This window comes from Myxococcota bacterium, assembly GCA_039030075.1.
GTDB lineage: Bacteria > Myxococcota_A > UBA9160 > UBA9160 > SMWR01 > JAHEJV01.
Genome location: JBCCEW010000021.1, coordinates 90,530 through 104,424 on the forward strand (window position 1 = coordinate 90,530; position 13,895 = coordinate 104,424).

Consider the following 13,895-nt stretch of genomic DNA (forward strand, 5'->3'; position numbering starts at 1 on the left):
CCTCTACAGCGGCGCGCCCCCGAGCTCCGGCTCGATTGCGTCGGCGAGGGCGACCAGATCCGCGATCAGAGGCTCGAGTCGATCGGCCGGGATGTAGTGGAAGAAGGCGTACACCTTGCCCGTGATCGTCACGTACTCGGCGTCGACGGCGAAGGAGCGCAAGCTGTGGGACTTCGAGAAGTCGACCAGTCGCTGGCGCAAGCGCTCGTTGGTGCGCAGAAGCTCGGCGACCTCTGCGGACGCGAGGCGATGACGGAACAGGCGATCGAAGGCCGCGTCGCCCGTCTCGAAGGGGGCCACGTCCTCGATGACGGCGACCGCTGCCGGATCGGTCGAGAGGCTGAGGGCCGGACGGCTCTCGAAGCCCACCCGGATCATCCCGAAGGTATCCGGGCGCACGATCACGCGTCTGCCGCCGATCTGGCCCTTGTAGCGGCCCTGCTGGCGGGCGCCCTGGGGCCCGTCTCGCTCGAGACCGAGCGCGGCCGCGGCGTCCGGGAGCTGGCGCTCTGCGCGCCTCTTGCCGAGGGCCCCGAGGATCAGTGGCAGCAGTACGGCCAGGGTTCCCAGGACGGCGATCCAGGTCGGTGCCGAGCGCATGGCTTCTCCCCCGCGCCGAAAAAGCGCGTCCGGGGGGCCACTTATGGTCCCACCTGCGCTCGGGGCGGTCAAGCGCAGGAATTCTCGAAAAAGTGCGCGGGCGAGTGAAGCACTTCACTCGGCCGTGGCTCGACGGGGTGTAGCCTGCACTTGGTCGCAGGGAAGAGCACGAAGAACGAAGAAGGGAGCTACCTCGACCGCGCCGAATGCTGGATGGACCAGCCAGGCGCCCGCAGTGACTCCCAAGGAGAACCGAAACCGATGGCACTGGAAATCTTTGCGAGCATCAAGGCAGCCGGTACCGACCTCGTGGGCGACGCTACCGAGACCCTCGGAGGCGTGGACGTCTCGAACCACTTCCGCATCTACGAGTTCGAGAACGAGGTGTCGCTGGGAGGCGAGGGCGCCTCGGGGCGCGCAACCAACCGGCGTCAGTACAAGCCGATCACGGTCCGGATGCCCGTCCAGGCTTCGGCTCCCGAGATCTTCAAGGCCTGCGCCGAGAACCAGCCGATCGAGGCCGTGTTCAAGTGGTTCCGCCCGAACGTGGACAGCGGGCAGACCGAGCACTTCTACACGATCACCCTCGAGCAGGGTCGGGTCTGCCTGGCGAAGCAGTACCTGCCCGACACCTCGGATCCGCAGGAACAGACGCTGCCCCCGATGATGGAGGTGGGCTTCACGTTCCAGACGATCCGCTGGGCACATGAGGTGTCTTCGAAGGAAGCCGAGGACAACTGGCAGAGCGGCCAGTCCTAGTCCGCTCCGACGAGCCCCCATGACGAGCGTGGCCTTCTGGCCGCGCTCGTTTCTTTTTGGGGAGCCGCAACGCGGCCCGACTCAGAGCCGGGTCAGGAATTGCAGCAGCAGGTTCACCGGGCGTCCGCCCACCTGGATCTCGGGCTGCACGCGCACGCCCACGGCGGTGAGCGTCGGGTCGTCCGCGTCCTCGCGCAGCTCGACCCCGACGTGGTCGGGCCCCAGCGGCTTCCCGGGTCGCGAGAAGTGCTGCACGACGGCTTCGCGCAGGAGGCCCGCGGCTGCTTCGTGCGTCTGGCCCGCCAGCGCTCCGAGGGTGCGACCGAGAAGCTTCACCAGGCGCGACGCGACGATCTGGTAGGCGAGGGTGACCTGCTGGGCGGCGTCTGCGGTCGCCTCTGTGTCGGGGTAGCGCTCGGGGCTCCGAAAAGTGCGGACGGCTCCGACGAAGGCGACATCGCGTCGATAGACCTGCACCGAGGTGATCCCGATCGCTTCCAGGTCTTCGCGGCGATCGTCCCGCAGGCGACCCGCGAGCGGAGAGGCGTCTTCCCCGGCGCCGATCAGCGCCAGGTCCGGGATCAGTCCGTGCCGAGTCCCCGAGATCTGGACGCAGGCCCGGGTGCGCTCCCAGCTGCGCAGCACCACCGACGCCACGCCCCACGCCGCCGAGACATGCAGTCCGCCGGGGGTCGCCTCCTCATAGGGGACGCCGCGCGTCGAGGCGCCGTCCGCTCCGTAGCGCGCGCGCACCGCGATGCGATCGGCGACGGGGACCCACCAGCGCGCGACGTCTTGTCCTCGCAGCGAACGCCACGCGTCGTACTCGGGACGCTCGAAGCGCGCGCGCGGGGTCTCGCCTTTGGCGAGTCCTTCCCAACTCGGGTCTCCGAAGAACTCGGGGGCCAACCCAGTGAGCACCACGGCCTGGATCTCTTCGCCGGCACCCGCGAGCTCCTGGGCGAGCTTGTGGTCGCGGGCGCTGGCATCGAGCTCGTAGGCGGCGAGGACGAGGTCGACATCGTCTCCGTCGGCCAGCGACGAGATCGCGGCGGCCGCTTCGTCGAGCGGGGCCGCGACCACTTCGATCTCGAGATCCTCGCGGAAGTTGGCGCGCTGGATCAGCCAGTGGAGGCCCGCCCAGCCGCGCTCGAGCGCGCGGAAGGCGGGGTCCGCGAGGAGCGCATCGAGCTGGGCGCTGAGCCGCGCCTCCAGTTCGCTCGTGTCAGCGCCGGCTTCACTGGGCCTGCGGTCTCTTGTCGTGATCGCCGCGACCAGGTCGCGGGCCCGTTCGGCCGGAGCGTTCTCCGAGCGCCGCTGCGAAGCCGCGCCGTCGGTGTCGACGAGGTCGAGGATCGAATCCAGGTCTCCGTTCGACTCCGCGGGCGCCGTCGCGGGGGCATCGGCGGGCGCGCTCGGGGGGGACGGCTGCGAAGCCGGTTCCCCTCCGCCGAGCGCCGCGATCCAGGCCGGCGGAGCGATGCCGTCGGCAGCGCGCGCGGCAGCCTCCGCGTCGAGGGTCTTGTCCGCGAGGCCGCGAGCGAGGTCGAGGACGCGCGACAACGCGGGGACGCGGGCCACCAGCCCACTCGGCGTGAAGTCGCGCCAGCTCTCGAACTGCAGCGAGAGGACGCGATCCGGGCCATCCGCTAGGCGATCCGGCAACTCGACACTGAGTTCGGGCGCCAGCGCGGCCACCGCTTCGTCGAAGCTCTCGCGGTCGATGCGGCGGCGCGGCAGCACGCGACCCGCCGCGAGGTCGGCGACGACGGCGAGCCGGAATCGGGGGGGTGCGGCGCTCATCGGTTCCCGTAGAAAAGGAGCGCCAGTCTATCGGCTTTGGGGAGCCAGCGGCGCTTCGATTCGCACCGCGCGTCGCGTCGTCACCCCTCGTACCCGCACCACTCCCAGCTGGCATTCGGGCCGCAGAGGTCCTGACAGTCCTGGCGCCAGGGCTCGATGGGACAATCGTCGAGCTGCTCGTCGTTCGGAAGCGGAATCGACGGAGGGTCGGCCGGTTCCTCGATTACCGGGGGCTCGACGATCTCCGGCGGATCCGGCTCGCGCGGCGGCGCCTCCCGCGGCGGAGCCGGGCGCGACTCGTGGGAGGGGCGCGACGGCGGCTTCGGCCTCGACGGTCGCGAGGGTGCCTGGGCACTGCTCGGAAGCCGGCCTTGCGGGTTGATGGGCCGAGCCGTGTAGAAGCCATACGGTCCGGGCTCGATCTCGACGGTGCCGGTCTGAAGGACGCCCCGCCGCCGGTACTCCAGCACGATCTTCGGCGCGCCCGGATGCTGAACCACCTCGAGCCGATCGGGCTCGCCCTGACAGGCGAGGAAGGCCATCAGACTGTCCTGCTGACGCAGCTCTTTGTAGATCGCCTGGCCCGGCGAGTAGACGTTCGCGCCGTACACCTTCACGGGACCGTCGCCGACCTGCTCCTGGACCGCGGGCGGGGTCTGGGTGGGCTGAGACGAGGAGCCTCCGCTCCTGCCGCCGCCGGGCGTGCGACACCCCAGAGCGAGCACGACGAGAAGCAGGAGAAACGGGAGGCAGGCGACGCGCAGACGGCGGTTCATCCGCCGGAGCTTACTGCGTCTTCCTGGATTCGCTCGATGGCGCGCTGGATCTGGCGCACGACGGCGTCGCGGTCTTCTTCGCCGAGGCGTGCTTCGAGGGGCGCGAGGGCGTCGGCCCAGCGCGCTTCGCCGAGCCCGCGCGCGGCCCAGGCCCGCACGGTGAACTCGGGCGACTCGAGCAGCTCGATCAGGTGTGCAGCGACCTTCGGGTCGACGCGCGCATTGAGCTGCTTGACGGCATCGACGGCGACGCGCGCGGAGTCGTCGCGGCTCGCGGTGAAGAGCAGCGCCGTGGCGCCCGGGCTGGGGTCTTCCGCCATGCCGGCGATGAGGTCGCGCTTCTCCTTGACCGGGATCTCCGGGTTCTGGATGCGTTCGATCGCCGCCTGATAGAACGGAGCGATGTCCGATCGCGGTTGGGGAGCATCTCCGGACAGGGCCCAGATGATCCCGCCGATCACCGCCAGGCCAGCGACGCCCGCCCCGGCGAGCCAGGGCAGCTGCTCGCGACTCACCGTCGGCGGGTCGTTCTGCGAACGGAATGCATTGAGCAGGGCGGAGCGCATCTCGCCGGCATTGTGGTAGCGCTCGTTCGGGTCGAAGCGACACGACTTCTCGATGACCTTCTGGTAGGACTTCGGGACGCCGCGCGGGAAGTCGAACTTGAGCTCGCCACCCGAGTGGATCAGCGCGCCCAGGTACATCAAGACCTGCTCGCCGCTGGTGGCGTCGACTTCGTCGACGGCGTCGTAGATGGTCTGGCCGGTCAGGATCTGGAACAGCGCCAGCCCCATCGAGAACACGTCGCTGGCAGGGCTGACCATCTCGCCGCGTGCCTGTTCGGGCGACATGTACTGCACCGAGCCGATCGCCATGCCGGTGCGGGTGAGCGAGATCATCTGGTCCTGCTGGCGGGCGATGCCGAGGTCGCTCAGCAGCACCCGGCCATCGGCCATGATCAGGATGTTCCCCGGCTTGATGTCCCGATGGATGATGCCCTGGAGATGCAGGCGCTCGAGCGCGGAGAGCACGTCCAGGAAGATCGGGGTGGCTTCGTCGTGGGCGAGGGGCTCGGTCTCGGAGAGCGGAGCACCGTCCACGTAGGTCATCGTGTAGAAGTGACACTCGGTCGCTTCATCGATCCCGAAGTCGTAGATCGTGATCAGGTTCGGGTGGTCGATGCGCGCGAGGAGCTTGGCCTCGCTCTCGAAGCGGCGGAACTCCTCGCCCTGGGCCGCCTGAGGCTTCAGCATTTTCAGGGCGCGGTTCACCCGAAACTTGGGATCTTCGACCTTGAAGACCCAAGCCATCCCACCCTCGGCGATGAACTCGACTACGGGGTAGGGCCCTATTTGTGTCAACTCACGGGGGTTCATGAAGCCGGACGCTGAGTTGTCGTTCTCGTACTAAGGTCGCCCATTCTATCGACTTCGTTACGTCGGCAAACAGCCACGAAGCGCTGCGCCACGGCGGCAAGCAGGCCCGCCAAGTGGTCGGGCCGACGTCGCTTTCGACGGGCCCAGGAAATTTCGAGGAATCGGGTGTTTTTCACAACGATTGCAGCGAGTTGGAGCCTCTCGTTCCCGCGGGATCCCCATTGACTTTCGGGAGGTTCTCGCGGAAGGTGACTCGCTGCGGACGCCTCGGAAGCCTCGCCCGCGCGGACTTCGACTCCCCGAGGGGAGTCGGGGCCAGGCGTCTGGCGAACCGGGGTCGAGCCTTCGTCACGCGCCGGTCCCGTGGGTTCGGGCGACGCGTTCCGAGCAAGGCAAGGGGAGGGATGCGGGCGGTGAAGCGCGGGGCAGCGGGGTCGGAGCGCCGAGCGGCGCGGGACGCGAAGCGCCTTCTGGCAGGAGCGCTGGCGCTCTCCACGGCCTGGTGGGCGACTGCTTGCGGCGGTCCGCCGAAGCCCGTCGAGTCGTGCCTGACGATCACCTCCGGCACGAACCTGCACACCTACGAGGGGCAGCCGCACAGCTTGCCGCTCTACATCTATGCGCTGAGCTCCTCGATCGAGTTCGAGCAGACCGACATCTCGACGCTGCTGGCCGGCGATGACACGCCCGAGGGCGTCGTCGGCGGTCCGCTCGAGCTGATCGTCTTCCCGGACCAGGTGGTCGAGTTCCGGGAAGCGCTGGATCCGCGCACCATCCAACTCGGGATCGTGGCGGACTACTATCGGTCGGCGAACGACCCGCCCGGGCAGCGCCGGGCGGTGGTGCCCGCGAAGTGCGGCACGTTCGGTTCTCCCGCGATTCGGTTGACGCCGACCGACCTTCTGGTGGAGTAGCCAGACCCATGTCCCAGGGACGGCTGAACGCGATCGCCTGGTCCGAGGGCATGTTCCTCCGACCGCATCACCTGCAGCACCACGACCTCTTTTCCGAAGCACGGCTGAATCACCACCTCCGTGCGATCGACCCCTTCCACTGGGGCGTCCGGTCCTTCGAGATCGACGAGGACGCCCTGTCGGATGGCCGGGTGGTGGTCCTGCAGCTCGACGCGGTGCTGCCGGGCGGGCAGGTCGTCCGCTACCCGAACGGAAATGCCACGGTGCAGGCCCGCGAGTTCGATGCGGGCATCCAGGACCTCGGTCTCCACGTAGGCATTCGCAACCTGCGTCCCACCGAGCCGAACAGCGCCCGCTCCGACGAAGACGCAACCGAGGTGCGCATGCTCGTGCGCACCGAGGAGCTGCCGGACCTCAATCGCGGCGGCTTCACCGCCCCCGTGGAGGTGGGCGACTGGAACGTGCGTCTGTTCTTCGACGGCGAGGAAGAGGAGATCGAGCTGCACGAGACCGTGAGGCTCGGGAAGGTGGTGGCGACGGGCGAGCTGTCGACCCCCTTCGGGCTGTCTCCGTCCTCCGCGCCGCCGCTGCTGGCCCTGCAGGCGTTTCCCCCGCTCTACGACGAGGTGGCGAAGATCGTCAGCCAGATCGCGGCGAAGGTCCGGGTCGTGGCCGGACGTACCGAGACCGTCTCGACGCTCGACCTACCTCGCATGTGGATGCGGTACACGCTCGCGCGCATGACACCGGTGCTACGCCACCTGCTCTCGACCGGCGAGACCCGCCCCTTCGACCTGTATTCCGCTCTGGTGGAGACCGCCGGGGCGCTGTCGGCGTTCCGCCAGGCCGAGGCCGCCGAGCTGCCTCTCTACCGGCACGACGATCTGTCGGGGTGCTTCCACGAGCTGATCGCCTTCCTGGATACCCAGCTCGAGGAGACGCTCCCGGTGCGCTTCCGCGAGCTCGAACTCGGGTTCGACAAGGAGCGGAAGCACTACGCGACCCAGGAACTCAACACCGAGACGGCGGACGCGCGGAACTCCTACTTCCTGGGGGTGAAGCCACCGCCGAACATCGAGGTCGAGGAGCTCGTCGGGTTGCTACAGGACCAGGCGAAGGCCAGCTCGATCACCGGGGTGAAGACATTGGAGATGCTCAACCGAGCGGGGCTGAAGCTCGAGCGGCTGCCCGGGGCCCCGACCGAGATCGCGGCCCGCGCGGGCTACGAGTACTTCAAGATCGACACGGGGGGGCCTCAGTGGAAGCGCGTGAAGGAAGACTTCAGCTTCGCGCTGAGCGTCGGGAAGCTCGAGAACGCGGAGATGCGTCTCTACGTGGTTCTGCCGGAGTCCTGAGACATGGCTGGCTGGAGCCTGGGTCGCGCCGCCGGTGACCTCCTCGCATTCGTCCAGTTGTTCACGCAAGCGCCGGACGATCAGCGTCCCGATGCGGCGGGCGTGCGCGCGCGTCTGCGCGGCTTGCTGGAAGACTTCATGCGCCACCCCGCCGTCCAGGGGGTGTCGCCGGTCGACGTCGAAGAGGCGCGTTTCGCGCTGGTCGCCTTCGCGGATGAGATGATCCTCCGCACGGAGTGGCCCGGACGCGCCGAATGGCTCTCCGAGCCCCTCCAGCTCCAGCTCTTTCACACCAACCGCGGTGGAGACGAGTTCTTCGAGCGGCTCTCGCGGCTTCGCGCTGAACAGACCGACGCGCGCGAAGTCTTCTTCCTGTGTCTCGCCTTCGGCTTCGAGGGGCAGTACGCCGACCGCGAGGCGGAGCGTCGCAGCCTCCTCGGGCAGCAGTTCGAGATGCTGCGGGTCGCGGGACGCGCCGCCGACGTGTCGACCCTGTCTCCGCTGACGCCTTCGGCCTACGAGGTCGAGATCCAACTTCCGGGCCAGCGCAGCGGCTCCATCGCGCGCCCGTTGCTCGCCATGTTGGGGATCACGCTCGGCTTCTTTGCGCTGCTCTTCTTGGGGCTCTATTTCGCGGGCGGGCGCGTGCCCGGCCCTGGAGCCTGACGTGGGATTCCTTCCCGAGAACCGCCAGGCGCGGGTGGGCGTGTGGCTCGGACTCGCGCTGCTCATCGGCATCCTGATCGCGGGCTTCGGCTTCGGCTACTGGCTGGTGCCGATCATCGTCTCGCTGCTGGTGATGCTCGGGCTGTTGGTCTTTTTCCTGCTGCGCAATCTGATCTCGGAAGAGAGCGAGGAGCGGCTCGATCGCGGCTACGCCGACGGTCAACGGGCGCCGTCGGCGCCGGGGCCGGCCAGCGATCTCGCCACGCGCTTCCGGCGCGCCGTCGCCGAGTTGAAGGCGTCGCGCCTGGGACGCGACGGCCTCCATGCGCTGCCCTGGCTGCTCGTGGTGGGCGCACCGGGATCCGGGAAGAGCCAGATGATCGGCGCGTCGAGCCTCGAGCTGCCCGCCGAGTTCGCCCACGTGGCGCGCGGCACGGCCACCCCGGATTGCGACTGGTGGTTCACCAACGAGGCCATCCTGCTCGATACGGCGGGCCGCTACCTCGACTCGGATGCGAGCCCGGATCGCTCCGAGTGGCGCGACCTGCTCAAGCTGATGCGCAAGGCCCGGCCCGGTCGCCCGATCAATGGGCTCGTCGTCACGATCTCTGCGGTGCGGCTGCTCACTGCGAGTGCCGCCGAGCTCGAGCAGGACGCGCGCAATCTGCGCCGTCGGATGAACGAAATCACCGACCTGCTCCGCGTCGACGCACCGATCTACGTCGTCGTCACCCAGCTGGACCGGGTCGAGGGGTTCAACGAGGTGGTGTCGGGTCTGCCGCCGAACCGACTCGTGGAGTGTCTGGGCTTCACCAACCCCGAGCGTCGCTTTGCCGATGCGGGCGATCTCGCCGAGCGTGCCTTCGAGGGCATCCGCGATCGCATCGAGTCGTTGGTCGGTGAACTCCTGATGCGCGAGACCGACTCGCACCGGCGGCGACGCGTGCTCGGTCTGCCGCACGAGCTCGAGGCGGCCTGCGATGCGCTGACGGGGCTCTTGCGCGCGGCCTTCGCGCCCTCCGTCTACGAGGAGACGCCGTTCCTGCGCGGTGTCTACTTCACCAGTGCGCAGCAGGGGGGCGGTACCTCGTCCGCGGTCTTGAGCCGTCTGGAAGGCGAATGGGCGCGTGCCCAGCACGCCGCCGCGCAGAACCAGGGCTGGTTCCTGCGGGACCTCTTTCGCGACGTGGTAATCGGCGATCAGACCCTGGCGATTCCCCACAGCAGCCTGGGGCCGCGGGGCCGCCGCGCGTTGCTGGCCACGGGAGCGGCCCTGTGTGCGGCCGCCGTCGCCGTCTGGTCGGTCTCGGCGTACCGGATCTTCGACCGCCAGAGCGAACTCGTGGATCGCGCGCGGCGCGTGAACGACGCCCCCTCCAGCCTCGAGGCGATCGATCGGCTGCGCCGCTCGATCGGCGGCAGTGACGAAGTGACCGTGCTCGGCAGGGCAGGGCTCGGCCCGACCCTCGACCGCTCGGTCGAAGACGCGCGCAAGGTGTTCCTCTGGGCCTTCGGCACCTACTTCGAAGAGGACGCGAAGAGCCGACTGCGCTCGGAGGTGAAGAAGCTCGATCCCTCGGCCTTCGAGGCCCTGGCCGAGCTCGCTCTCGATCTCAACTGGATGATGACGCGCACCGAGGCGGGCACCGAGCAGCGACCCGGGTTGGTCCGCTACGCGCGCCGCATCGGCCGCAACGAGACCGACAAGCTCGCGTTCACCGAGAGCTACGACGACTTCGTGCGCTGGCTGCCGGAGTCCGAGATCGAGGATCGTCTCGAGAACGAGCGGCGCACGCTGTCGACGGCCTCTTCCACGGTGCTCTCGATCCAGTACCTCGAGCGCTGGAGCAGCGAGAACGCAGAGACGCGTCCGCCGGTGCGCTACGCCGACCTCGGCCTGCCCCGGCCGCGCGAGAGCGTTCGGGACGCCGTGTCCAGCGCCTATACGAAGGCGAGCTGGGAAGGGGTCGTGCGCGGCCTGGTCTCGGGCGTCGAAGAGACGAAGGGCGCTTCCGAGGCGAGCGTCCGCAAGTTCCTGCGTTCCTACGTCGTGGCCTACGACGCGGCCTGGGAGCGATTCCTCCTCAATGCTCCGGTCGAACCCAAGCGCAGCAAGCAGATCAAGGACTCGCCCTATCACGCGCTGCTCGCACGGGTCCGAGACGAGATGAGCGCGGATCTGCCCCGCGCCGGGGACCCGCCTGCGTTCGTGGCGATGCTCCAGGAAGTGCTGCGCACCGAACCGCTCGCGCCGCCCGACGACGAGGAGGAGGCTGCCGAAGAGGAGGCGCCGCCCTGGAGTCGCTACCAGCTCGCCCTCGAGGAGGTGGCGAAAGACGTCGAGATCGCGGAGTCGAGCGGCGAGGACGCGCTGAAGACCGCTCTCGAAGTGGCGGGCGGGGACGACTCGTCCTTTCACCGCGCGCTCGATGTCGTCCGGGAGATCGTCCCGACCGGCGATGCGAAGGTGCGTCGCAAGCTGCGTGAGATCCTGGAGATGCCGATCCTGAACGGCCTGAAGACCGTCCTGGTCGCCGCGACCGCCGAACTCGACCGCGAATGGCGCGTCGCCGTCGCCGGACCCTTCGGCGGTCGTCTCTCCGAGTCCCAGCTCGCCGAGCTCTACGACGAATCCAGCGGCGCGCTGCGGACCTTCCAGGACACCTGGCTCGCTCCGTTCTTCCGTTCCGGGGTCTCGAAGCCGGTGCTCCGCGACCTGAAGATGCCCTTCGGTCCCGCATTCTTGAGCTGGCTCGAAGCGGCTGGCAAGGTGCAGCAGACCCTGCGCGGCGAGGACCGTGAGATTCGCGTGCGGTTGGTCGGAGTTCCTTCGCGGGTGGTCGCCGGTGGCGTGATCGAGAGCAAACGCCTCTTGCAGGTCGACTGCTCGGATCGGCTGCTCAGCCTCGAGTTCCGACCGAGCCGCTCCCACACGATCCCGTGGACTTCGAGCTGCACGGAAGTGAAGCTGCGGGTGTCGGTGCTCGAGTCGGGGCAGGAGCGCGAGTTGCCCGTCCGCACCTGGCGCGGCCCGATGGCGCTCCCGAACTTCTTCCGCTCGGCGGAGCGCAATGGGCCGAACTTCGTCTGGAAGGTCGAGGATGCGGACCGCGGCATCGAGATCGCCGTGCCCTATCGCCTGCGCTCGGGCAGCGCCATCCTCGACATCTCGCACCGCGCGCCGCCGGACTCGATCCGCAGCTGAGCGCACCGGAGGAACTCGTCGGATGCAGCAGAGCCGTTCGCACGCCGCACGTGTGCTCTTTGCGGTCGTCAGCCTCGCCGGAATCTTCGGCGCGTCGGGTTGCGCGAAGCCGCCCGACCCCGATGCCCAGCCGGCCGGGTCGCGTCCCCTCTCGCTGAACCAGTGGCAGCGCGATGGCCTGCACTGCGGACGCGGCGGAGACTGCGTCGACTGGTATCGCTTCGACACGCCGACCGCCGGCAAGCTGCGCGTCGACGTCGCGAAGCTCCAGGACGACGGGGAGACTCCGGTCTTCTCCGTGGTGGTGGGAGACGCGAGTGGCGCGGTCCTCTTCGAAGAAGAGAATCAGGGCCGCACGCGGTTGCTCTTGCGCCATCCCGAACGCGGCTATGCAGCGAAGGGCCGCTACACCCTCGCGGTGAAGACACCGGAGACCGGCTCGGCGCGCTTCGACTACGAGATTCGCGTCCAGCTCGAGCCGAAGCCCGTCGTGCGCAAGCAGGCGCCGCGTTTCCGCAAGGTGCGCGCCTCGCTCCTCGAGATCGAGACCCTGCCCGACGGGCGCGAGGCCGTGTTGCTCGACAAGGGGAAGGCCGCCGGACTCGCGCGCGGGCAACGCGGTCGGCTGCTGCAGGGGGGACGCAAGATCGCCGACATCGAAGTGATCGACGTGTATCGGGACGGGAGTCGCGCGGCGATTCGCGGATCCTCGAGCGGCGTCAACGCATCGACGGTCGCCGAGGTGGACGTTCCTCGCTAGTGGGCAGCCGCGTGGACGGCCTCGGCGACGCGAGGAGCTAGCGTGAAAGCGCGTCTCGTACAGCTCGCAGGCGATCGGAAGGTGCGCAGTGTGCGCGTCGAGGATCGACCGATCACTCTCGGTCGCGATCCGGCCTGCGACGTGCCGATCGCGAGCGAGCGCGTCTCGCGACAGCACGCGCGCATCGAGCTCCTCGGCGGCGTGCACTATCTGGTCGACGAAGGCAGCGCGAACGGGACCCAGCACCGCGGTCGCCCCGTCGAGGGACGCGTGGTCCTCGAGCCGGGCGATCGCTTCCAGCTCGCCGACGAGGTGGCGTTCCGCTACGAGACCGAGCGCGAGATGCCCTGGTGGGCGATCGCCGTCGCCGTGGTCGTCGTTGCCGGCGCCGTCGCCGGTGCGCTGCTGCTCAGCGGTGGCGATCCCGCCTGGGACGAGGCGTTGTTGCTCGCCGAAGAGGCCGTCGCCGCGGACGAGGCCCGCGACTACGGCCGCGCTCACGACAAACTGCGCGCCGCGGTCGGGCACCTGCTGCGCGAAGGGCGGCTCGACGACGTTCCACGCAGCCAGGCCGTCGAGGTCGCGCTCGCGCGCATCGAAGAGCGACTCCAGAGCGGCAAGAACCTCGAGGCGCTCCTCGAACGCTCGGAGCGCCGCAGCGAGCCGGTCGAGATGGTCGTCGAGGGCGAATGCCGGCTCGACGAGGTCTCGGTGGACGGCTTCGATCGCTGCCTCCACGAGCGTGTGGAGCAGATCATGATCGGGCTGCGTCAGGACCCGGGTGGCGTGCCCGACCGCTTCTATGGCGAAGTGGCACGGCGCATGAAGCGCGAGCGGCGCTTCTTGAACAACGCCCTGGGGCGGGGCCTTCGTTACCGCGAGATGATGACCGAGGAGCTGAAGCGCGCCTACATGCCGCCCCTGCTCCACTACCTCTCCTGCATCGAGAGCGGCTACAAGACCGAAGCGAAGAGTCACGCCGGGGCGCTCGGACTGTGGCAGTTCATGCCCGGAACCGCGCGCGACTACGGACTCCGGGTGGGGGGGGCCGGGGACGAGCGCAAGGACCCCCAGCGGTCGACGATGGCCGCCGCGCGCTACCTGCGCTCGCTGGCCTTCGAGTTCGGGGGCGAATCGCTGATGCTCGTGCTCGCCAGCTACAACCGCGGCGAGAACGGGGTGCGGCGGGCGCTGAAGCGCCTCGAGGATCCCTACAGCGACCGTTCCTACTGGGCGCTAGTGGACGCGGGGCTTCTCCCCCAGGAGACGGCCGACTACGTCACCCGCTACTTCGCGGCGGCGGTGGCCGGCGAGGCGGGCCTCCCCAGCGTCGCCTTGTTGACCGCCGCGGGCTACTGAAGCCCCGCCGGTCGGGTATCCTGCCGGGATTCGTACAGAAACCGAGCGCGGGGGCCACTCACTCCCGCAGCGAGTGCGCTCCAGCGAGAGGACGGCTTGGCGTTTCGAGATCTTCTGCGAAAGCTCGGACTCGGCTCCGGCTCCGACGATGTGCAGCACGGCGTGCGGCGGGCCCGCTTGCCCCAGCGTCCCACAGACGCGCCGACGGTCCGGGTCCCGGTCGTGCCGGCGGGGGGGACCGCGCCGGAGACGCCGCCACCGCCCGCCGAAGCGCCGCCGGCGTCTGCGGCCGCGCCCCCGCCGCTCCCCGCGGCTCCGGCAG

At 69.2% G+C, this 13,895-nt stretch carries 11 protein-coding genes; 7 read left to right on the top strand and 4 right to left on the bottom strand.

The window, feature by feature from the left end; translation table 11 throughout:
- Positions 1-3: 3 nt before the first annotated feature.
- Positions 4-600, bottom strand: a complete 597-nt coding sequence (locus AAF430_20090) for a hypothetical protein (GenBank protein ID MEM7412542.1) — start codon at positions 598-600, stop codon at positions 4-6.
- Between the two features lie 261 nt (positions 601-861).
- Here AAF430_20090 and tssD point away from each other — a divergent pair, with 261 nt between their 5' ends.
- Positions 862-1,359: a type VI secretion system tube protein TssD gene (tssD, locus tag AAF430_20095; GenBank protein MEM7412543.1), complete on the top strand. Its 498-nt coding sequence runs from the start codon at positions 862-864 to the stop codon at positions 1,357-1,359.
- Between the two features lie 81 nt (positions 1,360-1,440).
- On the opposite strand, the gene AAF430_20100 is transcribed toward tssD, so the two are convergent.
- From AAF430_20100 to AAF430_20110, 3 genes are all read right to left on the bottom strand, one after another.
- Positions 1,441-3,162: a type VI secretion system contractile sheath large subunit gene (locus AAF430_20100; GenBank protein ID MEM7412544.1), complete on the bottom strand. Its 1,722-nt coding sequence runs from the start codon at positions 3,160-3,162 to the stop codon at positions 1,441-1,443.
- A gap of 80 nt (positions 3,163-3,242) precedes the next feature.
- Complete coding sequence (locus AAF430_20105; GenBank protein MEM7412545.1) at positions 3,243-3,938, bottom strand: hypothetical protein; 696 nt, start codon at positions 3,936-3,938, stop codon at positions 3,243-3,245.
- Entirely contained in the window at positions 3,935-5,314 is a 1,380-nt protein-coding gene (locus AAF430_20110) for a protein kinase (protein MEM7412546.1), read from the bottom strand. Before AAF430_20110 ends, AAF430_20105 begins: the two co-directional genes overlap by 4 nt.
- A gap of 413 nt (positions 5,315-5,727) precedes the next feature.
- On the opposite strand from AAF430_20110, the gene AAF430_20115 reads away from it, so the two are divergent.
- The 6 genes from AAF430_20115 to AAF430_20140 are packed head-to-tail and all read left to right on the top strand — an operon-like array spanning position 5,728 to position 13,573.
- Entirely contained in the window at positions 5,728-6,228 is a 501-nt protein-coding gene (locus AAF430_20115; protein MEM7412547.1) for a type VI secretion lipoprotein TssJ, read from the top strand.
- Positions 6,229-6,236: 8 nt separating this feature from the next.
- Positions 6,237-7,583 carry a type VI secretion system baseplate subunit TssK gene (tssK, locus tag AAF430_20120; protein MEM7412548.1) on the top strand — a complete coding sequence of 449 codons (1,347 nt, stop codon included), beginning with the start codon at positions 6,237-6,239 and terminating at the stop codon, positions 7,581-7,583.
- 3 nt (positions 7,584-7,586) lie between these two features.
- On the top strand, positions 7,587-8,249 hold the full coding sequence (locus AAF430_20125) for a DotU family type IV/VI secretion system protein (protein ID MEM7412549.1): 663 nt from the start codon (positions 7,587-7,589) through the stop codon (positions 8,247-8,249).
- A gap of 1 nt (position 8,250) precedes the next feature.
- Positions 8,251-11,454 (top strand): type VI secretion protein IcmF/TssM N-terminal domain-containing protein, encoded by a 3,204-nt coding sequence (locus AAF430_20130; protein ID MEM7412550.1) that lies wholly within the window; start codon positions 8,251-8,253, stop codon positions 11,452-11,454.
- Positions 11,455-11,476: 22 nt separating this feature from the next.
- On the top strand, positions 11,477-12,214 hold the full coding sequence (locus AAF430_20135) for a hypothetical protein (protein ID MEM7412551.1): 738 nt from the start codon (positions 11,477-11,479) through the stop codon (positions 12,212-12,214).
- Positions 12,215-12,256: 42 nt separating this feature from the next.
- On the top strand, positions 12,257-13,573 hold the full coding sequence (locus AAF430_20140; GenBank protein MEM7412552.1) for a transglycosylase SLT domain-containing protein: 1,317 nt from the start codon (positions 12,257-12,259) through the stop codon (positions 13,571-13,573).
- Positions 13,574-13,895: the final 322 nt, after the last annotated feature.

Bases quoted from the DNA above. Each gene is read 5' to 3' on its own strand.
- tssD (MEM7412543.1), top strand. From the start codon at position 862: ATGGCACTGGAAATCTTTGCGAGCATCAAGGCAGCCGGTACCGACCTC.
- AAF430_20090 (MEM7412542.1), bottom strand. From the start codon at position 600: ATGCGCTCGGCACCGACCTGGATCGCCGTCCTGGGAACCCTGGCCGTA.
- AAF430_20125 (MEM7412549.1), top strand. From the start codon at position 7,587: ATGGCTGGCTGGAGCCTGGGTCGCGCCGCCGGTGACCTCCTCGCATTC.
- AAF430_20110 (MEM7412546.1), bottom strand. From the start codon at position 5,314: ATGAACCCCCGTGAGTTGACACAAATAGGGCCCTACCCCGTAGTCGAG.
- AAF430_20100 (MEM7412544.1), bottom strand. From the start codon at position 3,162: ATGAGCGCCGCACCCCCCCGATTCCGGCTCGCCGTCGTCGCCGACCTC.
- AAF430_20105 (MEM7412545.1), bottom strand. From the start codon at position 3,938: ATGAACCGCCGTCTGCGCGTCGCCTGCCTCCCGTTTCTCCTGCTTCTC.
- AAF430_20135 (MEM7412551.1), top strand. From the start codon at position 11,477: ATGCAGCAGAGCCGTTCGCACGCCGCACGTGTGCTCTTTGCGGTCGTC.
- tssK (MEM7412548.1), top strand. From the start codon at position 6,237: ATGTCCCAGGGACGGCTGAACGCGATCGCCTGGTCCGAGGGCATGTTC.